A 26,483-nucleotide genomic window follows, 5' to 3' on the forward strand; every position below is an offset into this window, starting at 1 on the left:
TTTAGCTAGCCAATTGTTTTAATTGATCAGGACGGAAACCTACAACTGTTGCAGCGTCAGAAGTAATAACTGGAACACTTTGGAATCCTTGTTCTTTTAACCAGTCAATCGCATCTGGTTGGATGTCGATATTTACTTCTTCAAATGCTATATTATTCTCGCTTAAAAAACGTTTTGCCATCTTACATTGGATACAATTATTTTTAGAAAAGATTTTTACGTTCATTTTTAATTCCCCCTCAATTAGTTTACTTCACTAGTATAAATCTCTCAGGGAAAAAGTCAACACTTAGGCACTACATATTGTGGTCGTTTTTTTGTTGAATACCATGTTTTGTGTTTTTGAAAGAAATATGAAAGCATGTATTCTCTAGATTTGAGAGACTATTATTGTAAAATTCGTGTTTAAAAAAGAAATTTATTAAATTTTGAGTTGGAATTTTTAATCTGGAAAACACAAGATATAGTGGTGTAATATTTAAGGAGACACTAACAGAATGTATACAATTTTGATCGTTAATTATTTTCTTACTATAGGTAAAAGAACGGATTTATGAATTAGAAAGGAACATTCCTATCATTGATTATGTGAATAGAATTTTTTTGAAAGTTTTGTCTGATTGTCATGCTAGACATTCCGTAAAGAAATGACAAAAAGAGTAGGGCGTACTGATGACAACGAGATAAATATAGTTGCTATTTATTTTTGTTGTACCATATGTTTCCTCTTGAATAAACCACTTTCGAGTGCTACAATATTTAAGTACTAAACAATTTGGGTCGTTAGCTCAGTTGGTAGAGCAGCTGACTCTTAATCAGCGGGTCATGGGTTCGAGCCCCTTACGACCCATTGGGTGCCAAACCCACGAGAATGGTATTCTATCGGCGTCTTCGGACGTTTCGAAGATGGAATATGCGTTCTCTTTTTTTGTTCCATTAGTAACTAAAAAAATAGAATCATATGAAGTGAGTATTCTGTTATTTGATGATAAACTAAAAGAACCATCTAGGAGGGGGAAAAATATGAAAAAGAAGATCATTTTTTCATTTATATTACTTGCAGGACTATCGCTTAGCGCTTGTGGGGGCAAAGGCAAAACAGTTGAAAGTTCAGTTCCGCCAAAAAGTAGTCAAACAAGTACATCAACTAGCAAAACTACAACGAAGCAAAGTACCACCGAGCAAAGTTCAACAAAATCTTCATCTGAAACAAAAACAAGTGAAAGTCAATCTACTGTAAAATCAGATACAGACTCGCCAGCAAAACAAGCGGAGGTCGTTTTAAGTCAGCTTAATACGGCATTTCCAAACGATCGTTTACCTCAAGCGATATTGACAAGTCAAACAGCTAAATATTTAACAGCAGCAACGACGAGAACTGTCGATCAAAATAACTTTAGAATTTTGTACTATGCAGAAGATCGTCCGATTTCTGTTAATGATATTTCTGTTAATGATTTACAACCAATCTCCTCATTTGAGAAAAAAACGTATGAGTCAAATGAAGCGGCTACCAATGCAGTGGGACAAATCATCGATAATGGTGGTAGCAAGATTGATCTGGGGTATGGAATCACAGGATATCAGCAAGGTGCCGCAGGTTCAACTTACCTATCGTGGCAAGAAGGCAACTGGAGTTTAGTTGTCAGAGCTTCAAATATAGGAGGTGAAATAGCTGAGCCGCTAGCTAAACAAGTCGTTACTTATTTAGAAACAGCCATGCTGCCAGCTCCTCAAAATGTTGGACAGATTTCTTTAACAGCTAGTACAAGTGATAGTTATCAAACCAACTCAGTGGTTTGGCAAAAAGGAACGATCGTTTACACAATTCAGCATTTTGATGCGTTACAAGCAGTTAAAATGACTGTATCAACAAATCAATGATTACTTAGCTAGATGTTAGCGACGGGGAATATTAGTTTATTAATAAGATTCACTAATAACAAAAAAATAATAAACTAATGGTTCTATCTGTTATTTTTATAAAGAAATAAAGAAGAACAATTGATTTTTAATGAAAAAATAAAGCGGAATCAGCATTGACGAAACATTCACTCATCTTGTACAATGAGTACATGATAGAAGTGAAATAATAAAATAAAAAAAGGCACTTCATAGTTTGGCGGCCACCAAACTACGAAGCCCTGATAAGTCAGCAGACACTGACCAATCAAGTTGCCCTCGTCAATGCAAATGCACTGACATGATTCATTGTACTCAATTTTTAGGAAAATATCTACCCCTAAAAATACTCAAGATGATGAACATGCTAGCGTTTACTTATTGAACGATACAACGGTATTGGAAGGAATTCTGATACCGTTTTTTTATTTTTTCCTTCTATCTTTATCCTTGTTCTTGTACCTAGATAAAGGAGTTAGGTATGAGTTAACAGTTTTGGGTATATGGGATAAAGCTTTACCACTATAGGTGCTTGATCTGTCTTTTGGGGAAGAAAATCAACGATTGAAAAATAGGTTCACTTAAATTTAGAAGGAACTTTTTATTACCTATAGTGGTAGCTTTATACCTAAGTATAATGGATGTCATATACTTTGAACTTATTATAATATAAGATTTACTATAGAAGCAATTGAAAAGCCTATGAAAAATAAACAAAAAATACTTTTTAAGAATCCTAAATTTTGTATCAGCAAGAAATATCTATTGTGTAATCATACTTTTATCTGGTTGTGAGTGAGCTAAACGACTAGCAGCAGCTGCTGCTATGGCACCAACAATATCATCTAAAAATGTATGAACATGTGGTCCTTCATGAGAATTTAACTTGGTTAAAATTCCTGGTTTCACTTTATCGATATATCCGTAATTAGTAAAACCAATCGAACCATACACGTTAACAATCGAAAGAGCCAAAATTTCATCAATCCCATAAAGACCTTCATCTTCTTCTAAAATTTCTTGCAGAGGATGCAATAATTTCTTTTCTTCAGCCAAAATATCTAGCTGAATCCCAGTGATGATTGCGTTATGCACTTCCCGTTTCGATAAGACACTATCAATATTTTCAATACATGTTGCTAAATCAAGATCTTCAATATAAGGCTTTTGTAAAAATAAAACTAATTCTGCCAAATCTTCCATCTCAACACCACGATCTTTTAATAATTGTCGTGCTTTACTTTCTAATGTTTCTCCATTTATAACCAAAATAAAAACCTCCAATGCATCATTATTAAAATTAGAATACATCAATGGTATACTATCTTAAGAGAAAAATGCAAGGAGAAGATAGATGAATCCACTTATAGAATGTTGTGAACAAAATTTAGCTAATGGCGGAGAACTGTTGCTTAGTGACCCATTTATTGAAGAAAATGGAGATGTAATCACTTATTCTTGCATGAATGAATGTGTTCTTTGTGCCCAAACGTACTTTGTTCTTTTTGAAGGAGAACGGATTATAGGTGATACACCAGAAGAATTGGTTGAGAATATAAAGAAAGCAATTTTACTTTGGCAAGAAGAAATGGGATAGCAAAAAAATTGGAAGTTGTCTATTATATGACAGCTTCCAATTTTTATTAAAGCATTTTAGCTTCTTTTCCTTCAAACAAACTAGTACTGTGCATTGGTTGAGTTCTAGTGTCAGGTTTGATAAAGTGCAGCGCATTATTAACGGCTGTTGGAGCTTCACCAAATCCTGTTGCAATTAATTTTACTTTTCCATCATAGTTACAAATATCACCAACAGCATAAACGCCTGGAATATTTGTAGACATATCTGAATTTACTTCAATTGCATTTCGACTAACATCTAAACCCCAGTCTTTTAAATGGCTCAAAGATGAAGTGAAGCCGTAATTAATAATCAAAGAATCCAGATCAAGCTTTTCAAAATTATCAGCTTTTGTTTCTTTCAACTGAATGCCTTTGAATGAATCATCTTCGACTAATAGTTGATCAATGACGTAAGGCGTGTAAATAGCAACTTCAGAGTTCTTTAAATTATCTACGCTATGCTCATGTCCACGAAACTCAGGACGACGGTGAATGATAGAAACTTCTTCTGCGATTGGTTCCAACATTAACGCCCAATCAATGGCAGAATCACCACCTCCGGCTATGGCAACTTTTTTACCAGAAAACTTGCTCATATCCGTTACATAATAATGGACATGGTTTCCTTCAAGCTCTGCTGCGCCATCAATAGTTAAGCGTCTAGGTTGGAATGAACCATTTCCAATAGCGAATATAACTGCTTTAGAGTAGTGGACACCTTTTGATGTTTCAATACGAAGGTAACCATCCTCTTGAACTAAATTTCTGACTTCTTCTTCTAAACAAGTCTCATGAGCAAATGGAGCGATTTGTTTTTCTAGATTTTCAATGAGTTCACTAGCTTTGATTGCGGGAAAGCCGGGAACATCATAAATATATTTTTCAGGGTAAAGCGTGGATAGTTGTCCACCAAGTTGAGGCAGACTATCAATAATTTTAGTTTTAGCTTTACGAATCCCTGCATAAAAAGCAGCGAAAAGACCAACAGGCCCTGCGCCAACGATGGTTAGATCATAAATGTTTTTTGAATCGGACATCAAAATTTCCTCCAGTTTCTATAATAAAAAAGTTTTCATCTGTATCAAATGAAATCTAAAAAATGCAGTATATCGTTTTTCACAAAATATCACTTGTAACAGAAAAAAGCAAGTGGAAGTTTGTGAAAAATAAGGTTCTTTTAAGAGATTGTCAAAGATAATGGAATTTTCAAGTGAAGTTCGATATGATATTATAAGTAAGTAAAAATTAACTAGGAGGAAATAACTATGTCAGAGTTTCCACAATTAGATTTAGCAAATGTTAAAGGCCCTAAAGCTGTAATAAAAACAAACCGCGGAGATATTACTGTTCAGCTTTTCCCAGAACAAGCACCTAAAACAGTTGAAAACTTCGTTCAATTAGCAAAGAAAGGCTATTATGATGGTGTGATTTTTCACCGTGTAATCCCTGATTTCATGATTCAAGGTGGAGATCCCACTGGAACAGGCATGGGTGGCGAAAGTATTTACGGCGAAAAATTTGAAGATGAATTCTCCAAAGACGTTTTTAACTTACGCGGTGCCTTATCAATGGCAAACGCAGGGCCAAATACAAATGGCAGTCAATTCTTCATTGTTAATAACCAAAATGTTCCAGCAAACATGATGGGACAATTAGAAGGTGCTGGTTTTCCTACAGAAGTAATTGAAGCATATAAAAAGGGCGGAACACCTTGGTTAGATTTCCGTCATACTGTTTTTGGTCATGTAGTGGAAGGTATGGATGTGGTTGACGAAATTGGAGGCGTTCAAAGAGATTCACAAGATCGTCCAGCATTTGATGTAGTGATTGATAAAGTAGAAATCAGTGAATAAGAGCTAAGTAGCTTAATAAAAAAAGTGAAGCAGAAACTGTAACGGTTTCTACTTCACTTTTTTATTTTATTCAAAAGAATGTTTGATTCTACGTAAACCTTCTATTAATGTTTCTTTTGGACAAGCAACATTTAAACGCATATGTTGTGTTCCTTGTGGCCCAAAGCTAATTCCGGGATTTAAGACGACGTTTCCTTTATGAATCAATTGTTTTTGCAATTGAGCATCGCTCAGACCGTAAGCTGAAAAATCTAACCAAATCAAGTAAGTTCCTTCTGGGCGCATCATTTTGACTAGAGGAAGCTCGTTTTTTAAAAATTCATTTACAGTATTGATGTTTTTAGTTAAATAATCTAGTAGCTCCTCTAACCAAGCGTCACCATTTTCATAAGCAGCTTCAGTCCCGACATAGCCAAATATATTGATTTCATTTTGAAAATTTTGTTCTTGTGCTTCAATGAATTTTTTTCGTAAATCAGAGTTTTCAATAAAAATCATTGAGTTTTTGATACCAGCTAAATTGAATGTTTTTGTTGCAGCTGTCAAAGTAATCGAAAAATCCTTAAATGTTGGATGGACATTAGCGAACGTTGTAAATGCATGAGGCGCAAAAATCAAATCTTGGTGAATCTCATCGCTAATGACCAGTACATCGTATTTAGCACATAATTTACCAAAAGCTTCTAACTCACTTCTTGTCCAGACACGTCCACCAGGATTGTGAGGATTACACAGAATAAAGAGACGTACATTTTCAGCAACGATTTGTTTTTCCATTTCGTCTAGGTTCATTACAAAATGATCTTGTTCTACTAGTAACGGACTACGAACGAGCTTTCGCTTGTTTTGTTCGACAACTTTAGCAAATGGAGGATAAACTGGATCATGGATCAAGACGCCATCACCTGGATTAGTATATGCTTGGATTGCTATAGAGAGACTTGGAACGACTCCGCTGTTGAAAAGAATCGCTTCTTTATCAATCGAATAATCATGGCGACGTTTCTGCCAACTCTGAATGGCTTCATACAATGAAGCAGGCGCAGGAGAGTAACCGAGGATACCTTGATCCACAGTTTTCTTTAATGCTTCTAAAACAGGTGGGTTTGCTTTAAAATCCATATCAGCTATCCATAATGGTAAAAGATCTTCTTCTCCGTATGTCTCTTTAATGGAATCCCACTTAGAACAATTTGAATTGCGTCGATTATATACTGTGTCAAATTCTGTCATTCAATCCATCCTTTCTATAATCAAAAGCATTTTTTCGTTAAATAAGATTTAAGTATAGTATAATAGACTTTAAACAAAATATGAACAAAAAGAATTAATAATACAATAGTAGAAATAAAGTCATGCACTTTTGAATAGAAAGTGATATTATTTTAAATGATAAAATCATTTTGATTGGATTAACGAAAAGAGGATAACATTATGGAATATAAAATAGGGATGATTCTTAGCGGAACAATTACAGGGTTGCAACCATATGGGGCTTTTGTTTCATTAAGCGATACACTTCAAGGGTTAATTCATGTTTCAGAAGTGCAAGCTGGTTATACCAAGAATATTCACAGCTTATTGGCAGTGGGACAAAAAGTAAAAGTTCAGGTTATTGATATTGATGAGTATTCTCAGAAAATCAGTTTATCATTAAGAACTTTAGAACCCCAAGCACAGCAGTTGAACCATCGACGGAAAAAATATTTTACCAATAAAAATAAAAAAATTGGCTTTGATACTTTAGAAAAAGAGCTTCCGGTATGGACTGATGAAGCAATGGAAAAACTACTTGCGAAATAATTCTGTTTTTTTTCAGAAAATATGGTACAATTCTTCTAGTTTCTGAAAACAAAAATTAATTGAGGTGGATGTTTTGTCTAACAAAAAAGTCGCTGGTACTATTATGCTGAATCTAAATGATGGTTCAAAAAAGTTTCTTGTTCATCCAGTTGGTAATTCGATGGAGTTTGTCACAACAAAAGTTTCTGAAGATATGACAGGTTTAGCAAGTATGTTGCAGCTTTTCAAAGAAGAGATTCAACTAGATGTTACTTCAATTAGTTTAGTCGAGTTAACAAATGCACATACAGATGCTGAAAATATGCCTTTATTTGTTTTTGAAATGAACGAAGATCATATTGTTTCTGAAATAAATGACAATTATGTCTGGGAGAAACCAACAGAATTAAAAAATTTATTAGCTTCTTATGAAATCGAAGGAGTACCGATGTTTTAATATCAAGATACATAACATAAGAAGGAGTAGTAATACAGACTCTTTATCTCGGATTTAAAGGCATAGCAAAACTAACTATTAGTTTTGCTATGCTTTCTTTTTTACAGCAAGAACTTATATTAGGAGGAAATCAATATGGAATTAAGACGGGTAGCAGCGACTGAAACTCAAGTTGTTATGTCAATATTAAAAGAAACAGCTGAATGGTTGAAAGAAGTAGGCAGTAACCAGTGGTCAGAAGTTTTGCAAGGGGAAGACAAACATGAATTAGCTAAAGCGGTGGAAAGAGGGAAAGTATTTTTCTTCTATAATAATGATAAACAGTTAGTCGGAATGGTCGCAGCGTGGGAAACACCAACAGCATGGGACAAGTTACTTTGGGAAAAATATGGACTTCATCAAAAGTCGTACTATATCCATCGTGTAATCATCCGTCCTATATATAGAAGAAAAGGATATGGGGAAGAATTACTTAGTGCATTAAAAGTAAAGTTTAAAGAGGAGGTAAATGAGTTACGTTTAGATTGTTTAGCTAGTAATCATAAGCTAGTGCAGTTTTATAAAGAAAATAAATTTACTAATATAGGAAGCTCAACGGATTCTAGCGGAATGAAATTCGAACTATTTTCATATTGTTTTTAAAATCAATCGGAATTTATAAGGTTTTGAATGGAATTTACAATGGGAAATCTTAGATAACACTTAAAGACGAAAGTCGTATTATTTACAATAGGAATCAAGAAAAAACTTTTTAATTTTTTTTAAAATAATGGTTGACCAAAGCGCTGAAACTTGGTATATTATATCTTGTCGCAAGGCACTGATGAAAAACGCCAAACGACAAAAATAGAATAACATTTCGAGTTTTAAAAAAACTTGAAAAATCAGGAAGAAAGTTGTTGACAAATAACAAACAACCTGATAAACTAATGAAGTTGTCAAGAAAGACTCGACAACAACAAGCAGAAAAAAACTTTGAAACTTTTGAAAAAAAGTGTTGACATCAAATCGTCGATTTGATATGATATAAAAGTTGCTGCGAGGTAACAAAGTAGACCTTTGAAAACTGAACAAAGTAAGACGAACCAAATGTGTAGGTTGTTTTTACAACGGTAAAAACAAACAACAATTTTTAACAAAAGCGAAGCAATATGCTAGCAACCAAATGAGCTTAACAATCTTCGGATTGTGTTCAACTTTTATTATGAGAGTTTGATCCTGGCTCAGGACGAACGCTGGCGGCGTGCCTAATACATGCAAGTCGAACGCTTCTTTTCTACCGAGTGCTTGCACTCATTTGAAAAGAGGAGTGGCGGACGGGTGAGTAACACGTGGGTAACCTACCCATCAGAGGGGGATAACACTTGGAAACAGGTGCTAATACCGCATAATAGTCGACACCGCATGGTGTTGATTTGAAAGACGCTTTCGGGTGTCACTGATGGATGGACCCGCGGTGCATTAGCTAGTTGGTGAGGTAACGGCTCACCAAGGCCATGATGCATAGCCGACCTGAGAGGGTGATCGGCCACACTGGGACTGAGACACGGCCCAGACTCCTACGGGAGGCAGCAGTAGGGAATCTTCGGCAATGGACGAAAGTCTGACCGAGCAACGCCGCGTGAGTGAAGAAGGTTTTCGGATCGTAAAACTCTGTTGTTAGAGAAGAACAAGTAGGAGAGTAACTGCTCTTACCTTGACGGTATCTAACCAGAAAGCCACGGCTAACTACGTGCCAGCAGCCGCGGTAATACGTAGGTGGCAAGCGTTGTCCGGATTTATTGGGCGTAAAGCGAGCGCAGGCGGTTTCTTAAGTCTGATGTGAAAGCCCCCGGCTCAACCGGGGAGGGTCATTGGAAACTGGGAGACTTGAGTGCAGAAGAGGAGAGTGGAATTCCATGTGTAGCGGTGAAATGCGTAGATATATGGAGGAACACCAGTGGCGAAGGCGACTCTCTGGTCTGTAACTGACGCTGAGGCTCGAAAGCGTGGGGAGCAAACAGGATTAGATACCCTGGTAGTCCACGCCGTAAACGATGAGTGCTAAGTGTTGGAGGGTTTCCGCCCTTCAGTGCTGCAGCTAACGCATTAAGCACTCCGCCTGGGGAGTACGACCGCAAGGTTGAAACTCAAAGGAATTGACGGGGGCCCGCACAAGCGGTGGAGCATGTGGTTTAATTCGAAGCAACGCGAAGAACCTTACCAGGTCTTGACATCCTTTGACCACTCTAGAGATAGAGCTTTCCCTTCGGGGACAAAGTGACAGGTGGTGCATGGTTGTCGTCAGCTCGTGTCGTGAGATGTTGGGTTAAGTCCCGCAACGAGCGCAACCCTTATTGTTAGTTGCCATCATTCAGTTGGGCACTCTAGCGAGACTGCCGGTGACAAACCGGAGGAAGGTGGGGATGACGTCAAATCATCATGCCCCTTATGACCTGGGCTACACACGTGCTACAATGGGAAGTACAACGAGTCGCTAGGCCGCGAGGTCATGCAAATCTCTTAAAGCTTCTCTCAGTTCGGATTGTAGGCTGCAACTCGCCTACATGAAGCCGGAATCGCTAGTAATCGCGGATCAGCACGCCGCGGTGAATACGTTCCCGGGCCTTGTACACACCGCCCGTCACACCACGAAAGTTTGTAACACCCGAAGTCGGTGAGGTAACCCTTGTGGAGCCAGCCGCCTAAGGTGGGATAGATGATTGGGGTGAAGTCGTAACAAGGTAGCCGTATCGGAAGGTGCGGCTGGATCACCTCCTTTCTAAGGAATATTACGGAAACTTACACATTCGTCGATACTTTGTTCAGTTTTGAGAGGTTTACTCTCAATTTTAATACGTAATACGGGGCCTTAGCTCAGCTGGGAGAGCGCCTGCTTTGCACGCAGGAGGTCAGCGGTTCGATCCCGCTAGGCTCCATTAGTAACCATTGGTTACTAAAATATTGTTCATTGAAAACTGGATATTGAAGTAAAAAAGTAATCAAAACAAACCGAGAACACCGCGTTGAATGAGTTTTTTAATTAAAATTGTTCGAAGCTTATTTTATTGGTGACGCCTCTATCGCTAGAGAAACGAACCAAACAAAACCGATCGTAAGATCGTAAGGTTAAGTGAATAAGGGCGCACGGTGGATGCCTTGGCATTAGGAGCCGATGAAGGACGGGACTAACACCGATATGCTTTGGGGAGCTGTAAGTGAGCTATGATCCAGAGATTTCCGAATGGGGAAACCCAGCATCTTTTATAGGATGTTACTTTCCAGTGAATACATAGCTGGTTAGAGGTAGACGCAGAGAACTGAAACATCTAAGTACCTGCAGGAAGAGAAAGAAAATTCGATTCCCTGAGTAGCGGCGAGCGAAACGGGAAGAGCCCAAACCAACAAGCTTGCTTGTTGGGGTTGTAGGACTCCGTTGTGGTAGTCTGTCAAGATAGTCGAAGGACTTGGAAAGGTCCGCTAAAGAGGGTAATAGCCCCGTAGACGAAATGTTGGCAACACCTAGGAGGATCCTGAGTACGGCGGAACACGAGAAATTCCGTCGGAATCCGCGGGGACCATCCCGCAAGGCTAAATACTCCCTAATGACCGATAGTGAACCAGTACCGTGAGGGAAAGGTGAAAAGCACCCCGGAAGGGGAGTGAAATAGATCCTGAAACCGTGTGCCTACAACAAGTCAAAGCCCGTTAATGGGTGATGGCGTGCCTTTTGTAGAATGAACCGGCGAGTTACGATTGCATGCGAGGTTAAGTTGAAGAGACGGAGCCGCAGCGAAAGCGAGTCTGAATAGGGCGAATGAGTATGTAGTCGTAGACCCGAAACCATGTGATCTACCCATGGCCAGGTTGAAGGTGTGGTAAAACGCACTGGAGGACCGAACCCACGTACGTTGAAAAGTGCGGGGATGAGCTGTGGGTAGCGGAGAAATTCCAAACGAACTTGGAGATAGCTGGTTCTCTCCGAAATAGCTTTAGGGCTAGCCTCGGAATTAAGAATGATGGAGGTAGAGCACTGTTTGGACTAGGGGCCCATCTCGGGTTACCGAATTCAGATAAACTCCGAATGCCATTCATTTATATCCGGGAGTCAGACTGCGAGTGATAAGATCCGTAGTCGAAAGGGAAACAGCCCAGACCACCAGCTAAGGTCCCAAAATAACTATTAAGTGGAAAAGGATGTGGGGTTGCACAGACAACTAGGATGTTGGCTCAGAAGCAGCCACCATTTAAAGAGTGCGTAATAGCTCACTAGTCGAGTGACCCTGCGCCGAAAATGTACCGGGGCTAAATAGTTTACCGAAGCTGTGGATTACACCTCTGGTGTAATGGTAGGAGAGCGTTCTAAGGGCGTTGAAGGTCGATCGTGAGGACGGCTGGAGCGCTTAGAAGTGAGAATGCCGGTATGAGTAGCGAAAGACGGGTGAGAATCCCGTCCACCGTATGACTAAGGTTTCCTGGGGAAGGCTCGTCCGCCCAGGGTTAGTCGGGACCTAAGCCGAGGCCGATAGGCGTAGGCGATGGACAACAGGTTGATATTCCTGTACCAGTTGTTTTTGTTTGAGCAATGGAGGGACGCAGGAGGCTAAGGAATGCATGCGACTGGAAGTGCATGTCCAAGCAGTAAGTCTTGAGTAGAGTCAAATGCTTTACTCTGTACGGACAAGCTGTGATGGGGAGGGAAATAATAGTACCGAAGTTCCTGATGTCACACTGTCAAGAAAAGCTTCTAGTGAGAAAACAACTGCCCGTACCGTAAACCGACACAGGTAGTCGAGGAGAGTATCCTAAGGTGAGCGAGCGAACTCTCGTTAAGGAACTCGGCAAAATGACCCCGTAACTTCGGGAGAAGGGGTGCTGACTTCGGTCAGCCGCAGTGAATAGGCCCAAGCGACTGTTTATCAAAAACACAGGTCTCTGCAAAATCGAAAGATGACGTATAGGGGCTGACGCCTGCCCGGTGCTGGAAGGTTAAGAGGATGGGTTAGCTTCGGCGAAGCTCAGAATTGAAGCCCCAGTAAACGGCGGCCGTAACTATAACGGTCCTAAGGTAGCGAAATTCCTTGTCGGGTAAGTTCCGACCCGCACGAAAGGCGTAACGATTTGGGCACTGTCTCAACGAGAGACTCGGTGAAATTTTAGTACCTGTGAAGATGCAGGTTACCCGCGACAGGACGGAAAGACCCCATGGAGCTTTACTGTAGCTTGATATTGAGTGTTTGTACCACATGTACAGGATAGGTAGGAGCCGATGAACCCGGAACGCTAGTTTCGGTGGAGGCGCTGGTGGGATACTACCCTTGTGTTATGAACCCTCTAACCCGCACCGCTTATCGCGGTGGGAGACAGTGTCAGGTGGGCAGTTTGACTGGGGCGGTCGCCTCCTAAAAGGTAACGGAGGCGCCCAAAGGTTCCCTCAGAATGGTTGGAAATCATTCGCAGAGTGTAAAGGCAGAAGGGAGCTTGACTGCGAGACTTACAAGTCGAGCAGGGACGAAAGTCGGGCTTAGTGATCCGGTGGTTCCGCATGGAAGGGCCATCGCTCAACGGATAAAAGCTACCCTGGGGATAACAGGCTTATCTCCCCCAAGAGTCCACATCGACGGGGAGGTTTGGCACCTCGATGTCGGCTCGTCGCATCCTGGGGCTGTAGTCGGTCCCAAGGGTTGGGCTGTTCGCCCATTAAAGCGGCACGCGAGCTGGGTTCAGAACGTCGTGAGACAGTTCGGTCCCTATCCGTCGCGGGCGTTGGAAATTTGAGAGGAGCTGTCCTTAGTACGAGAGGACCGGGATGGACTTACCGCTGGTGTACCAGTTGTTCTGCCAAGGGCATTGCTGGGTAGCTATGTAGGGAAGGGATAAACGCTGAAAGCATCTAAGTGTGAAGCCCACCTCAAGATGAGATTTCCCATTTCTTTAAGAAAGTAAGACCCCTGAGAGATGATCAGGTAGATAGGTTGGAAGTGGAAGTGCAGTGATGTACGGAGCGGACCAATACTAATCGGTCGAGGACTTAACCAAAGAAACGAAATAAAAAAGTTTTTCGGAAGCTTTGATTACTACTTCAATCCAGTTTTGAGTGAATAATCACTCAACTTAATAGTAACAACACCCAGTGTGGTGGCGATAGCGAGAAGGATACACCTGTTCCCATGCCGAACACAGAAGTTAAGCTTCTTAGCGCCGATTGTAGTGAAGGGTTTCCCTTTGTGAGAGTAGGACGTCGCCACGCTAGTTGTTATTCCGGCATAGCTCAGTTGGTAGTAGCGCATGACTGTTAATCATGATGTCGTAGGTTCGAGTCCTACTGCCGGAGTAAAAGAACGAAGACTAAATAAGTTTTCGTTCTTTTTTTATTTTATAAGTAATAAAAACTTTATTATTTGATAGAATGGATAAAAGATGGAATAATAGTGTAAGTGCCAAAATTAATTATTTCTATCTAACAATTTTGTCATGTAAAGAATCTATTTTATGGAATAATGGCTTTCCTGGGCTATTTTTTGATATAATATTTGTAAGTTTATTAAACTAGGTCTTTAGATTGAGTATGGATTCTTTAACCTATGTTATAATAACTTAAAGAAGTTAGGAGGGTCTACGTGAAGGTTTTATTATATTTTGAAGGTGAAAAAATATTAGCGAAGTCTGGAATAGGACGAGCATTAGACCATCAGAAGCGGGCACTCTTTGAAGTTGGAATTGAGTATACACTAGATGCTAATTGTACAGATTATGATATTTTACATATTAATACTTATGGAATAAACAGCCATAATATGGTCAATAAAGCAAGAAGAATGGGAAAAAAAGTTATTTATCACGCACATTCAACAGAGGAAGATTTTAGAAATTCATTTATTGGATCAAATCAAATTTCTCCTTTAGTGAAGAAGTATTTAGTTAGCTTATATTCTAAAGCTGATTATTTAATTACGCCTACTCCATATTCAAAAGGTCTATTAGAAGGTTATGGTATAAAAGTTCCAATTGCTTCAATTTCAAATGGAATTGATTTGGAGAGATTTGAACATTCAGAAAAAAAAGAAAAATCATTTAGAGAATATTTTAAGATAAAAGAAAATCAAAAAATAATCGTTTGTGTAGGCTTATATTTTGAAAGAAAAGGAATCATTGATTTTGTTGAACTTGCAAAAAAATTTCCGGAATATCGTTTTATTTGGTTTGGTCATACACCCATGTATTCAATTCCTAGAGCGATTCGGACGATTGTTAAGGAAGATCATCCTATAAATGTGGAATTTCCTGGTTATATTAAAGGAGATATTATTGAAGGAGCCTATTCAGCAGCGGATCTCTTTTTCTTTCCTTCTTATGAAGAAACAGAAGGGATTGTAATACTAGAAGCTTTGGCTAGTAAACAACAAGTTTTGGTTAGAGATATTCCAGTATATAAAGGTTGGCTTGAAGATAAAGTAAATTGTTATATGGGGAAAACAAATGAAGAATTTACTTATTTAATCGAATCGCTTGTTGAAAAGAAACTTCCAAATACCCGACAAGCAGGTTATGAGGTTGCAAAAGCAAAAAGCATTGAAAGAATTGGACATGAGCTCAAAGAGGTTTATGATAAGGTTTTGAGCGGTGGAGCTAGTGAACAAAATGAACGGGTATATCAGGAAAATTAGAAATGATGGAGGGGAACATCGTGAAATTTGGTTTCTTTACAGATACATATTTCCCCCAAGTGAGTGGGGTTGCAACATCTATTAAAACACTTAAAGAAGAATTAGAACAAAAAGGGCATCAAGTATATATCTTTACAACAACTGATCCAAATGCAAAAGAATTTGAAGAAGATGTTATTCGGATGCCAAGTGTTCCTTTTGTATCATTTAAAGATAGGCGAATTGTGGTACGGGGGATGTGGTATGCTTATTTAATTGCGAAAGAATTGGAATTAGATTTGATTCATACCCATACAGAATTTGGAGCAGGATTATTAGGTAAAATGGTAGGGAAAAAACTTAAAATTCCTGTTATCCATACATATCATACGATGTATGAGGATTATTTGCATTATATTGCAAAGGGGAAAGTTTTACGTCCTACACATGTGAAATATTTTTCTCGTTTTTTTGCAAATCATACAACTGGAGTTGTTTGTCCTAGCGAACGAGTAATTGAGAAATTAAAAGAATATGGTGTAACAGCACCGATGAGAATTATTCCTACTGGAATCGATATTAAAAAATTTGAAAGACCTGATATTACAGATGAGATGAAAAAAAATCTACGTCAAGAATTAGGTTTAACAGATGATAATGTGATGTTGTTATCATTAAGTCGGATTTCATACGAAAAGAATATTCAAGCAATTATTAATGGATTACCGACTATTATTGAACGCTTTCCAAATGCCCGTCTTGTCATTGTAGGGGATGGACCCTATGTTGAAAAACTTCGTTGTTTAGGGGCAGAATTAGGTATAGGTGATAATATTCAATTTATTGGTGAAGTTCCTAATGATCAAGTGGCTATTTACTATAAGGCTGCTGATTACTTTGTTAGTGCTTCTACTTCTGAAACGCAGGGCTTAACTTATACTGAAGCAATGGCTTCTGGTGTTCCTTGTGTTATTGAAGGAAATGCTTATTTAAATAATTTATTTGATCATGAAAGTTTGGGACGAACATTTAAAACAGATTCTGATTTTGCGCCAACATTCATTGATTATGTTGAATCAGGAATTAAACCAGATGAAACTATTTTAAAAGAGAAGCTTTATGAAATATCCGCGACTCGTTTTGGAAATGTCATGTTAGAGTTTTATCAAGATATGATCAAATACTATGATCAACTCACTATAGAAAAAGAGGCAGCAGCTTCTATTGAACGTATCAAAGTCAAGCTCACTTCCTTAAGAAAATAAATGTAAAACTTCTACTCTTGGTTTATACTAAGAACAGAAGTTTTTTCATTTCAGAAAAAGTAGGAGGGTTATAGCTATGCCGAAAATTGGATTCATTGGAACAGGTGTTATGGGTGCTGCAATCATTAAAAATATGATGAAACAAGGATTGAATGTGAACGTCTATAATCGAACAAAGGCTAAAACAGATGAACTAGTAAAAGAAGGTGCTGTATGGAAAGATACACCAGCTCAAATCACGAAAAACAGTGATGTTATTTTTACAATGGTCGGCTTTCCAAATGATGTAGAGGCAATCTATTTTGGTGAGAATGGAATTTTCACAGAAGATATTACGGATAAAATAATTGTTGATTTAACTACAAGTACGCCCACATTGGCTGAAAAAATAGCTATAAAAGCAAAAGAATTAGGTGGGGGTGCATTAGATGCCCCTGTATCCGGAGGCGACTTAGGAGCTAAAAATGGGACATTGACGATTATGATTGGTGGTGAAGAAGGGGATTATGAACAAGTTCTGCCTATTTTTAAGACATTTGGAAAAACATTTACATTGCATGGATCAGCTGGTAAAGGGCAGCATACTAAACTTGCGAACCAAATCATGATTGCCAGTACTATGACTGGAATGACTGAGATGATGGTTTACGGGAATAAAGCTGGATTAGATTTGAACAAAGTCATTGAAACCTTGTCTGGCGGAAGTGCTGCTAACTGGTCATTAAGCAACTACAGCCCAAGGATTTTAAAAGAAGATTATTCTCCTGGCTTCTTTGTAAAACATTTTATAAAAGATTTAAAAATTGCGTTAGATGAGGCTGAGAAAATGGAGCTTAATATACCATCCACTAAATTAGCTGCAGAACTCTATGAAAAGCTTGCTAATAAGGGCTTTGAGAACGATGGGACTCAAGCGCTGATCAAACTATGGTGGAAAGATGGAGAACAGCCAACTGTAAAAAATTAAAGAACAGCAAAAAAATTAAAAAAAATGACGAAATATCATGCAAGAAAGGCAATGTTTTGATACAATGGTACAGAACTAGTTTGTAAAGGGAGGCCCAATTATGAAACATTCACAACTTGTGGCGATTATTAAGAGACTTGAAGCAATGACTGAAGCAACAGATAACGAAATTCAAGTTCGTCGTTTTGAACGCGAAGGTGTAGAAAAATGCATCGTAAACTATGATAAATCAACTGAAACATTTGAATTGACAGAATCAGATTCTCAACAAAGCTATCAATTTGATAACATTGATATTGTAGCAATGGAAATTTATGATTTAATTCAATAATTAGAAAATTTCAGTAAGTAGTTAACTAAATCAATGACAATAATCAAAACTCCTGTGGCGTACAATTTTGTACGCCACAGGAGTTTTTTGTTAGAAACATATTTTCTATGCTAATGAAAGAAGTATCAGGTTAACACTGGTCTTCACTTTGATCTTTAGAGTCCTCTCCTAATGAGCTAAACTAAAACGAATGTTCATTCTTTTCTAGTATTAGAGCAAATTATTATTACGAAATTATCAATTAGTAGCGATCCTAAAGTGATAATTTCACTTTTTTTATATAGTTAGCATCGGTAAAATACTTTGATGTTCAAACTAAAAACAGATGATAGTAAACCTAATATAAACTGTTGGATGTTTCTTGATAGAATAGAGTAAAATCAACATGTATTCAGTTTTTTTATTAAAATAAAGCAGTCAATAGTGTTCGCTTTTTTCTTTAACAAAAATTAAAAATTAAATATTTTACTTGCAATCTTTTTTCATATGCGATATAGTTTGGACATCAAATGATTTGATAATCAAAGTATATGGATGGTGCACATACATGGAACCTAATTTAGAAACAGTCAACGATTATCTTGTCAGTGTCTTCAATGATATTTTGACAATTGAAGAATCTGAATTAAAGAAATCACAATTTAATGACTTATCCATTACTGAAATGCACACAATTGAAGCAATTGGGATGTATAAAAAAAAGACTTCTTCTGAAGTTGCCAAAGAATTGTCAATCACTGTAGGGACACTAACAGTAGCAATCAACAATCTTGTAAAAAAAGCATATGTTGAGCGTATACGAAGTGAAGATGATCGTCGAGTAGTTAAATTGGGATTGACCAAAAAAGGAAAATTACTTTTTCGTGTCCACCAGCATTTTCATCGAGAAATGGTTAAAAGAATTTTAACCGGAATGGATAAAGTAGAAGAACAAGCTTTATTAAAAGCACTGAAAAATCTTCATGATTTTTTAAAGGAGTATAAATAAAAAGTGAGGACCAAGATGAACCAATATGCAAAGATAACTTGTACGAGCAGATATGTCCCTGAAAATGCAGTATCGAACCAGCAACTATCAACAATGATGGATACTTCAGATGAATGGATTTCTAGTCGAACAGGTATCAGATCGAGAAATATTGTCACCAATGAAAATACTTCGGATTTATGCATCAAAGTTGCTGAAAAGTTGTTGGAAAAATCAGGTATAAACGCAGAAGATCTAGATTTTATCCTTGTAGCAACGATGACACCAGATTATGGAACACCTTCAGTTGCCTGTCTTGTACAAGGCAGTATTTCAGCTACTAATGCTTTTGCTTTTGATATTAGTGCAGCTTGTACTGGTTTTGTTTATGCATTGAGTATGGGTGAGAAAATGATTCGTACTGGAAAAAAATTTGGTATGGTCATTGGTGGTGAGACACTTTCCAAAGTTCTTGATTGGAGTGACCGCAGTACAGCCGTATTATTTGGTGATGGAGCTGCCGGGGTCTTACTGGAAGCCAGCGATGAAGAACATTTTATAAAAGAAAAATTGCAGGCGGATGGTCAAAGAGCTAGATCACTAACTTCTGGTTATTTAGAAAATAAAAATCCTTTTTATACTGGAACATCAGAAAGTTCTGTTTATCTACAAATGGTTGGCAGAGATATTTATGATTTTTCATTGAATGATGTGACAAATAATATTCGAGAAATTGTAGAAGATGATGTGGATTATTTATTATTGCATCAAGCAAATAAGCGGATTATTGAAAAAATAGCGAAAAAGCTCAAAGTTCCAAGAGAAAAATTTTTAACAAATATGGAACATAACGGCAACACATCGGCTGCAAGTATCCCGTTATTATTGGATGAGTCAGTAGAAAATGGAGTACTTCAATTAGGCTCCAAACAAAAAATTGTGTTAACAGGCTATGGCGGCGGTTTAACGTGGGGGTCAATACTCTTAACGCTGTAAGAACTGTAACTATATAAATTAAAAAAGAAAATTATTGGAGGAATATACACATGGTATTCGAAAAAATTCAAGCAATTATTGTAGAAGAATTAGGTAAAGAACCTGAGGAAGTAAAATTAACAACAAACATTCAAGAAGAGTTAGATGCAGATAGCTTAGATTTATTCCAAATCATCAATGAAATCGAAGATGCTTTTGATATTAAAATCGAATCTGAAGATGGTATCACTACAGTCCAAGACTTAGTGACATATGTTGAAAAACAAAAAGCGTAATAATTAAAACGATTAGGTAAAATATAAAGTTGGATGAGCAAGGCTCTATGCGATTCTCAACGATTGCTGAAGGGTCTGGCTTTTTCACACCTTTCATTGGAATTAGAAAGGCTGGTACTAAACTTATAGAGTTTTGTTCCAGCTCTTTTTTAATTAATTATTCTATTTATTTGAAGGATGTCATTTATGCAATCAAAAATATGCACATTATTGGGAATTGAGTACCCTATTTTTCAAGGCGGAATGGCTTGGATTGCAGATGCTTCTTTAGCTGGAGCAGTCTCAGAAGCTGGTGGTCTTGGAATTATTGCTGGCGGCAATGCGCCACGAGAAGTTGTTCAGGCTGAAATAAAAAAAATCAAAGAAATCACAGATAAGCCATTTGGGGTCAATATTATGCTATTGTCGCCATTTGCACAAGATATCGTTGATTTAGTTTGCGAAGAAAATGTTCCAATTGTCACAACTGGAGCAGGGAATCCAAGTAAACATATGGCTAGATTTAAAGAACATAATATTAAAGTGATTCCAGTGATACCTTCTATTGCATTAGGCACCCGTATGGAAAAAATAGGGGCAGATGCTGTAATTGTTGAAGGAATGGAAGCTGGAGGACATATCGGTAAGCTAACGACCATGAGTATTGTACCACAAGCGGTAGATGCACTTTCAATTCCGGTGATTGCTGCAGGTGGTATTGGTGATGGTAGAGGAATGGCTGCTGCATTGATGTTAGGAGCAGATGCTATTCAAGTTGGTACACGATTTTTAGTTGCAAAAGAATGTACAGTACATCAAAACTACAAAGCTAGAATTATTCAAGCAAGAGATATTGATACGACTGTTACATGTCAGCATTTTGGGCATCCTGTACGAGCAATCAAAAATAAATTGACCAAAGAATACGATAGGTTAGAACAAGTCGAAATGAGAAATGATGTACCTGATCTTGAAAAATTTGATAAATTAGGACAAGGTGCATTGCGCAAAGCTGTAGTTGAAGGTGATGTAAATCATGGATCTATTATGGCAGGCCAAATAGCGGGACTTATAAAAAAAGAAGAAACAGCAAAAGAAATTATTGAATCTTATATTATTGAAACAAAAGAAATTATGGCAGCCAGATGTAGTCAGTGGGTATAGGGGAAATTTTATACTTATAGGCTTATAAATATATTCAGCTTTTAAAGTAAGGAGTAAAGAAATGAAGACAGCTTTTGTATTTAGTGGACAAGGTGCTCAGTACTTTGGTATGGGCAAAGAATTATTTGATCAAGAGGAAATTGTTCGAGAGACTTTTCAAGAAGCCAGTGATGTTTTAGGCTATGATGTGGCTGAGCTTTGTTTTACTGAAAACGACCGATTAAATGAAACGATGTACACACAACCGGCTATTTTAACAGTTAGCATTGCATTTTATCGCCTTTTACAACAAAAAGGTTATCACCCAGATGTAGTAGCTGGGCTTAGTTTAGGAGAATACAGTGCACTTGTCGCTAGTGGCGCGATTTCATTCGAAAAAGCTATTCAGTTAGTTACTAAAAGAGGTAAATTCATGGCTGAAGCTGCACCAACAGGAACAGGAAAAATGGTTGCAGTGATGAATGCTGAACGTTCCTTAATTGAGAATTGTTGTAAAGAAGCGAGTGTACTTGGAATTGTTTCACCTGCAAACTATAACACACCACAGCAAATTGTGATTGGCGGAGAAACACCTGCAGTTGATAAAGCGGTAGAGCTATTAACAGAGGCTGGTGTGAAGCGAATGATTCCATTAAATGTCAGTGGTCCTTTCCATACGGAATTGTTAAAGCCTGCTTCTGAAAAATTATCAGCTGAACTAGAGAAAATAAATTTTACAGAAATGACGATTCCTGTAATTAGTAACACGACAGCACAAGTAATGGAACAAGCAGAAATCAAGGAGCTTTTAGAAAAACAAGTGATGTCTGCGGTTCGTTTTGCTGATAGTATTGAAACAATCAAAAAAATGGATGTTGATGTAATTATAGAAGTTGGCCCAGGTAAAACATTGACTGGTTTTATTAAGAAGATCGATAAAGAAATCAAAACAGCTCGTGTGGAAGATGAAAAAACATTATCCGAAACTGAAGCATTGTTAAATGGGAGGTAAAGAATGGATTTAAAAGGAAAAAACGTATTTGTCACGGGAAGCACACGAGGAATAGGGAAAGCTGTTGCATTAGCTTTTGCTAAAGCAGGAGCTAATATTGCTCTAAACGGACGTAGTGAAATTACTGCTGAACAAATCGCGGAAATAGAATCTTTCGGTGTAAAATGTATTGGTGTATCTGGAGATATTTCCAGTTTTGATTCTGCTGAAGATATGATTAAGTCAGTCGTTGAAGGTTTAGGCTCAATTGATGTCTTAGTGAACAATGCTGGAATTACCAATGATAAGTTGTTATTGAGAATGACAGAAGAAGATTTTACTCGCTGTATTCAAATCAATTTAACTGGAACATTCAATATGACACAACATGCAATCAAACGAATGATGAAACAACGTAGTGGAAGCATTATCAATATGTCTAGTGTTGTTGGTTTGATGGGGAATATCGGTCAAGCCAATTATGCTGCAAGTAAAGCTGGAGTCATTGGTTTAACAAAATCTGTGGCAAGAGAAGTTGCTGCACGAGGAATCACATGTAACGCCATTGCACCAGGATTTATTGAAACTGAAATGACAGATGTTTTATCAGATAAAGTGAAAGAACAAATGAGCCAACAAATTCCATTACAAAGATTTGGTCAAGTGGATGACGTTGCCGACGCAGCTATCTTTTTGGCAAAAAGTCCATATATTACAGGACAAGTCTTAAATGTAGATGGCGGTTTAGTAATGCAAGGCTAATCAACAAGCTTGAAAGGAGCAACAGGAATGAATCGCGTAGTTATTACTGGTTATGGTGTAGCATCTCCAATTGGGAATGATGCAGAAACATTTTTAGAAAGTTTACAAACAGGAAAAAATGGGATTGAATCAATTACTAAGTTTGATGCAAGTGAGACAGGTATCACACTTGCTGCGGAAGTAAAGGATTTTCCTTTTGATAAGTACTTTGTAAAAAAAGATGCCAAACGAATGGATTTATTTTCTCTTTTTGGCATTTATGCAGCACTAGAAGCCATGGAGATGAGTCACTTAGATATAGAACAAATCGACGTTGATCGGTTTGGTGTTATGGTTGGTTCTGGTATTGGTGGACTCGAAACAATTCAAGATCAAGTAATTCGGATGCATGAAAAAGGACCTCAAAGAGTGGCTCCTTTATTTATACCTATGGCAATTGGTAATATGGCAGCTGGAAATATTGCTTTACGTGTGGGCGCAAGAGGGATTTGTTCTGCGACAGTAACAGCCTGTGCTACAGCGAATAATTCAATCGGCGAAGCATTTAGAAATATTAAGCATGGTTATTCAGATGTGTTACTAGCTGGGGGAACAGAGGCTTCGGTTACTGAAATAGGTATAGCAGGCTTTGCTTCTTTGACAGCCGTTACATCAGCTAAAAATCCAAACAGAGGATCAATTCCTTTTGACAAAGACCGTAGCGGATTTGTCATGGGAGAAGGAGCTGGTATTCTAGTTTTGGAATCTTTAGAGCATGCTCAAAAAAGAGGTGCTAAGATTTTAGGAGAAATCGTTGGTTATGGTTCTAATTGTGATGCTTATCATATGACATCACCGAGACCTGATGGAAGTGGAGCCGCTAAAGCCATGAAACTAGCCATTGAAGAAGCCGAAATTGATCCATCTAAAGTAGGATATATTAATGCACATGGGACAAGCACACCATCCAATGATGTTGCAGAGACTAAAGCCATTCAAACGGCTTTAGGAGAAGCTGCTAAAGATGTTCGTGTAAGTAGTACGAAAAGTATGACTGGACACGCACTAGGAGCAACTGGTGGAATCGAAGCAATTGCTACATTAAATGCTTTACAACACCAATTTATTCCACCAACTATCAATATTGAACAGCTTGATGAAGCAATTGAAATAGATATTGTCACAAATAAAAGTCAAAAACATGAATTTGATTATGCGTTAACAAATTCTTTCGGCTTTGGTGGTCATAACGCAGTACTTTGTTTAAAACGCTGGGAGGATTAAGATGAATATCAATGAAGTGAAGGATTTATTAACACAATTCGATCAATCAACACTAACAGAATTTGACCTTAAAGAAGGTTCGTTTGGTCTTTATATGAACAAAAATAAAGTAACACAAAAAACAATAGCCAATGAATCAAAACAAACAGCGGATAAGATTGTAACCGTCCAAGAATCACCAAAAGAAACGGTTCAAACTGCTACTGATAAAAACACGGTAAATGATACTGCAAAAGTTGAAACAAAACCAGAAAATACAGAAGAGATTATTTCTCCAATCGTCGGTGTTGTTTATTTAAAACCAGCACCTGATAAAGAAGACTTTAAACAAGTTGGCGACTCAGTGAAAAAAGGAGATGTTGTTTGTATTGTTGAAGCGATGAAACTGATGAATGAAATTACTTCAACTGTCGACGGTGTCATCACTGAAATATTGATACAAAATGAAGATGTTGTTGAATATAATCAACCGCTATTCCGTGTATCAAAAGGAGTGTAAAGATGAATATTCAAGAAATTAAAGAAATTATTCCTCATCGTTATCCTTTTTTATTGCTAGATACAGTAGAAGAGATCGTTGTTGGAGAAAAAGTTATCGCAAAGAAAAACGTTACGATTAATGAACCTTTTTTTCAAGGACACTTTCCAGGAGAACCTGTCATGCCTGGTGTTTTAATCCTTGAAGCTTTGGCTCAAGCAGGAGCGGTAGCATTATTATCTATGCCTGATTTTAAAGGTAAAACAGCTTATTTTGGTGGAATTGATAAAGCTAAATTTAGACAAAAAGTTGTTCCAGGTGATACTTTGATGTTAGAAGTAGAAATTATGAAAGTAAAATCAATAGCCGGTATCGGCAGAGGAACTGCAACTGTGAATGGGAAAAAAGTAGCGGAAGCAGAATTGACCTTTATGATTGGATAGGTGAGCTATGTTTTCAAAAGTTTTAATTGCAAATAGAGGAGAAATCGCAGTTCGGATTATTCGAGCATGTCGTGAATTAGGTGTGCAGACCGTTGCGGTATATTCCGAAGCAGATAAAGAAGCATTACACACACAGCTTGCAGATGAGGCTATTTGTATTGGGCCGGCGAAAGCTGCAGATTCATATTTAAATGTACAGAGTGTACTAAGTGCAGCAATCGTAACCAATGCTGAAGCGATCCATCCTGGTTTTGGATTTTTATCAGAAAATAGCCAATTTGCTGCAATGTGTGAAGAGTGTAATATCACATTCATTGGCCCAAAAGCTGCAACGATTGATGCTATGGGAAATAAAATTAATGCTCGTGAGTTGATGCAAACAGCGAATGTGCCGGTTATTCCAGGAAGTACTGGTGTCATTGGAACGGTTGAAGAAGCATTGGCAATCGCTGATACAATCGGTTATCCAGTTATGTTAAAAGCAGCAGCTGGCGGTGGCGGTAAAGGAATCCGTAAAGTATTGAGCAAAGATGAATTGCCTCAACATTTTACCTCAGCTCAACAAGAGGCAAAAGCAGCATTTGGTAATGATGATATGTATTTAGAAAAAATTATCTACCCAGCACGTCATATTGAAGTACAGATTTTAGGTGATCAGTATGGTCATGTAATTCACTTAGGTGAGCGAGATTGTTCACTGCAAAGAAATAATCAAAAAGTTCTTGAAGAATCTCCATCAATTGCTATTACCCCAGAGAAACGTCAGTTATTAGGGGAGACAGCAGTACGTGCAGCTAAAGCTGTTAATTATGAAAATGCTGGAACGATCGAATTTTTAATGGATCAATCAGGCGAATTTTATTTCATGGAAATGAATACTCGAATTCAAGTAGAACATCCTGTTACAGAAATGGTGACAGGGATTGATCTTGTAAAAGCACAGTTAAAGATTGCTTCAGGAGAAGAGCTTGCTTATACGCAGGAGGATATCACGATTACAGGACATTCAATCGAATGTCGGATCAATGCAGAGAATCCTGCATTTAATTTTGCCCCTTCGCCAGGTAAAATCAATAACCTACTGCTTCCAAGTGGAGGTATGGGACTAAGAGTGGATAGCGGAATGTATTCAGGCTATACGATCCCACCTTACTATGATTCTATGATAGCCAAAGTAATTGTTCATGGAAATGACCGTATGGACGCATTAATGAAGATGCAGCGGGCGTTAAATGAAATCGTGACTGATGGAATTGTCACGAATGCAGAATTTCAGTTGGATTTGATTACGCATGAAAATGTCCTAGCTGGCGATTATGATACAAGTTTTCTACAAGAAACGTTTTTACCAAATTGGGAACCAGATAGCGATAATTAAAAAGGA

General features: G+C 37.8%; 24 protein-coding genes, 3 tRNA genes and 3 rRNA genes. 26 read left to right on the forward strand and 4 right to left on the reverse strand.

Going from position 1 to position 26,483, the window contains the following annotated elements:
- Position 1 precedes the first annotated feature (1 nt).
- On the reverse strand, positions 2–226 hold the full coding sequence (nrdH, locus tag AC4BB2_RS02925) for a glutaredoxin-like protein NrdH (RefSeq protein WP_207121171.1): 225 nt from the start codon (positions 224–226) through the stop codon (positions 2–4).
- A gap of 551 nt (positions 227–777) precedes the next feature.
- Here nrdH and AC4BB2_RS02930 point away from each other — a divergent pair.
- Positions 778–850, forward strand: a tRNA-Lys gene (locus AC4BB2_RS02930).
- 173 nt (positions 851–1,023) lie between these two features.
- Positions 1,024–1,884 (forward strand): hypothetical protein, encoded by an 861-nt coding sequence (locus AC4BB2_RS02935; RefSeq protein WP_490473956.1) that lies wholly within the window; start codon positions 1,024–1,026, stop codon positions 1,882–1,884.
- Between the two features lie 780 nt (positions 1,885–2,664).
- Here AC4BB2_RS02935 and AC4BB2_RS02940 read toward each other — a convergent pair.
- Positions 2,665–3,171, reverse strand: coding sequence for a phosphatidylglycerophosphatase A family protein (locus AC4BB2_RS02940; protein ID WP_490473957.1), 507 nt, complete (start codon positions 3,169–3,171; stop codon positions 2,665–2,667).
- 85 nt (positions 3,172–3,256) lie between these two features.
- Between AC4BB2_RS02940 and AC4BB2_RS02945 the strand changes: the two genes are divergently transcribed.
- Entirely contained in the window at positions 3,257–3,499 is a 243-nt protein-coding gene (locus AC4BB2_RS02945) for a DUF1450 domain-containing protein (RefSeq protein WP_490473958.1), read from the forward strand.
- A gap of 46 nt (positions 3,500–3,545) precedes the next feature.
- Here AC4BB2_RS02945 and AC4BB2_RS02950 read toward each other — a convergent pair whose 3' ends face one another.
- Positions 3,546–4,559, reverse strand: a complete 1,014-nt coding sequence (locus tag AC4BB2_RS02950; RefSeq protein ID WP_490473959.1) for an NAD(P)/FAD-dependent oxidoreductase — start codon at positions 4,557–4,559, stop codon at positions 3,546–3,548.
- A 228-nt stretch (positions 4,560–4,787) separates the two neighbouring features.
- On the opposite strand from AC4BB2_RS02950, the gene AC4BB2_RS02955 reads away from it, so the two are divergent.
- Complete coding sequence (locus AC4BB2_RS02955; RefSeq protein ID WP_490473960.1) at positions 4,788–5,375, forward strand: peptidylprolyl isomerase; 588 nt, start codon at positions 4,788–4,790, stop codon at positions 5,373–5,375.
- 66 nt (positions 5,376–5,441) lie between these two features.
- Here the strand turns inward: AC4BB2_RS02955 and AC4BB2_RS02960 are convergent, their stop codons facing one another.
- On the reverse strand, positions 5,442–6,608 hold the full coding sequence (locus AC4BB2_RS02960; RefSeq protein WP_490473961.1) for a MalY/PatB family protein: 1,167 nt from the start codon (positions 6,606–6,608) through the stop codon (positions 5,442–5,444).
- A gap of 201 nt (positions 6,609–6,809) precedes the next feature.
- Here AC4BB2_RS02960 and AC4BB2_RS02965 point away from each other — a divergent pair, with 201 nt between their 5' ends.
- The 22 genes from AC4BB2_RS02965 to AC4BB2_RS03070 all read left to right on the forward strand — a co-directional run bounded on the left by AC4BB2_RS02965 (position 6,810) and on the right by AC4BB2_RS03070 (position 26,477).
- Positions 6,810–7,178, forward strand: coding sequence for a CvfD/Ygs/GSP13 family RNA-binding post-transcriptional regulator (locus AC4BB2_RS02965; protein WP_490473962.1), 369 nt, complete (start codon positions 6,810–6,812; stop codon positions 7,176–7,178).
- 73 nt (positions 7,179–7,251) lie between these two features.
- Positions 7,252–7,614, forward strand: coding sequence for a hypothetical protein (locus AC4BB2_RS02970; RefSeq protein WP_490473963.1), 363 nt, complete (start codon positions 7,252–7,254; stop codon positions 7,612–7,614).
- A gap of 135 nt (positions 7,615–7,749) precedes the next feature.
- Positions 7,750–8,256, forward strand: a complete 507-nt coding sequence (locus AC4BB2_RS02975) for a GNAT family N-acetyltransferase (protein WP_490473964.1) — start codon at positions 7,750–7,752, stop codon at positions 8,254–8,256.
- Positions 8,257–8,814: 558 nt separating this feature from the next.
- A 16S ribosomal RNA gene (locus tag AC4BB2_RS02980) occupies positions 8,815–10,375 on the forward strand.
- An 84-nt stretch (positions 10,376–10,459) separates the two neighbouring features.
- Positions 10,460–10,532 (forward strand) — tRNA-Ala (locus tag AC4BB2_RS02985).
- 188 nt (positions 10,533–10,720) lie between these two features.
- Positions 10,721–13,632: ribosomal RNA gene (locus AC4BB2_RS02990) — 23S ribosomal RNA — on the forward strand.
- A gap of 95 nt (positions 13,633–13,727) precedes the next feature.
- Positions 13,728–13,843, forward strand: a 5S ribosomal RNA gene (gene rrf, locus AC4BB2_RS02995).
- The 16S, 23S and 5S rRNA genes sit together here with 2 tRNA genes alongside, the layout of an rRNA operon.
- Before the next feature lie 10 nt (positions 13,844–13,853).
- Positions 13,854–13,927 (forward strand) — tRNA-Asn (locus AC4BB2_RS03000).
- A gap of 286 nt (positions 13,928–14,213) precedes the next feature.
- Positions 14,214–15,260: an LTA glycolipid anchor biosynthesis glycosyltransferase, IagA/BgsA family gene (locus AC4BB2_RS03005; RefSeq protein ID WP_490473965.1), complete on the forward strand. Its 1,047-nt coding sequence runs from the start codon at positions 14,214–14,216 to the stop codon at positions 15,258–15,260.
- A gap of 20 nt (positions 15,261–15,280) precedes the next feature.
- On the forward strand, positions 15,281–16,504 hold the full coding sequence (locus AC4BB2_RS03010) for a glycosyltransferase family 4 protein (protein ID WP_490473966.1): 1,224 nt from the start codon (positions 15,281–15,283) through the stop codon (positions 16,502–16,504).
- 76 nt (positions 16,505–16,580) lie between these two features.
- Positions 16,581–17,471 (forward strand): NAD(P)-dependent oxidoreductase, encoded by an 891-nt coding sequence (locus AC4BB2_RS03015; RefSeq protein ID WP_490473967.1) that lies wholly within the window; start codon positions 16,581–16,583, stop codon positions 17,469–17,471.
- Between the two features lie 100 nt (positions 17,472–17,571).
- A complete protein-coding gene (locus AC4BB2_RS03020) occupies positions 17,572–17,802 on the forward strand; it encodes a YkuJ family protein (RefSeq protein WP_069635996.1) in 231 nt (76 codons plus the stop codon).
- A 547-nt stretch (positions 17,803–18,349) separates the two neighbouring features.
- Positions 18,350–18,790 (forward strand): fatty acid biosynthesis transcriptional regulator FabT, encoded by a 441-nt coding sequence (fabT, locus tag AC4BB2_RS03025; protein ID WP_490473968.1) that lies wholly within the window; start codon positions 18,350–18,352, stop codon positions 18,788–18,790.
- Between the two features lie 15 nt (positions 18,791–18,805).
- Entirely contained in the window at positions 18,806–19,765 is a 960-nt protein-coding gene (locus tag AC4BB2_RS03030; protein ID WP_490473969.1) for a beta-ketoacyl-ACP synthase III, read from the forward strand.
- Positions 19,766–19,815: 50 nt separating this feature from the next.
- Entirely contained in the window at positions 19,816–20,040 is a 225-nt protein-coding gene (locus AC4BB2_RS03035; RefSeq protein WP_010760445.1) for an acyl carrier protein, read from the forward strand.
- Between the two features lie 186 nt (positions 20,041–20,226).
- Positions 20,227–21,183 carry an enoyl-[acyl-carrier-protein] reductase FabK gene (fabK, locus tag AC4BB2_RS03040; RefSeq protein ID WP_490473970.1) on the forward strand — a complete coding sequence of 319 codons (957 nt, stop codon included), beginning with the start codon at positions 20,227–20,229 and terminating at the stop codon, positions 21,181–21,183.
- Positions 21,184–21,244: 61 nt separating this feature from the next.
- Entirely contained in the window at positions 21,245–22,174 is a 930-nt protein-coding gene (gene fabD, locus AC4BB2_RS03045) for an ACP S-malonyltransferase (protein WP_490473971.1), read from the forward strand.
- A gap of 3 nt (positions 22,175–22,177) precedes the next feature.
- On the forward strand, positions 22,178–22,915 hold the full coding sequence (gene fabG, locus AC4BB2_RS03050; RefSeq protein ID WP_490473972.1) for a 3-oxoacyl-[acyl-carrier-protein] reductase: 738 nt from the start codon (positions 22,178–22,180) through the stop codon (positions 22,913–22,915).
- Between the two features lie 27 nt (positions 22,916–22,942).
- Positions 22,943–24,178, forward strand: a complete 1,236-nt coding sequence (gene fabF, locus AC4BB2_RS03055) for a beta-ketoacyl-ACP synthase II (RefSeq protein WP_490473973.1) — start codon at positions 22,943–22,945, stop codon at positions 24,176–24,178.
- A gap of 1 nt (position 24,179) precedes the next feature.
- A complete protein-coding gene (accB, locus tag AC4BB2_RS03060; RefSeq protein ID WP_490473974.1) occupies positions 24,180–24,677 on the forward strand; it encodes an acetyl-CoA carboxylase biotin carboxyl carrier protein in 498 nt (165 codons plus the stop codon).
- A gap of 2 nt (positions 24,678–24,679) precedes the next feature.
- Positions 24,680–25,099 (forward strand): 3-hydroxyacyl-ACP dehydratase FabZ, encoded by a 420-nt coding sequence (fabZ, locus tag AC4BB2_RS03065; protein WP_490473975.1) that lies wholly within the window; start codon positions 24,680–24,682, stop codon positions 25,097–25,099.
- Positions 25,100–25,106: 7 nt separating this feature from the next.
- Positions 25,107–26,477, forward strand: a complete 1,371-nt coding sequence (locus tag AC4BB2_RS03070) for an acetyl-CoA carboxylase biotin carboxylase subunit (RefSeq protein ID WP_490473976.1) — start codon at positions 25,107–25,109, stop codon at positions 26,475–26,477.
- Positions 26,478–26,483 lie beyond the last annotated feature (6 nt).

The organism is Enterococcus sp. AAFC-DPL-5146, assembly GCF_058216635.1.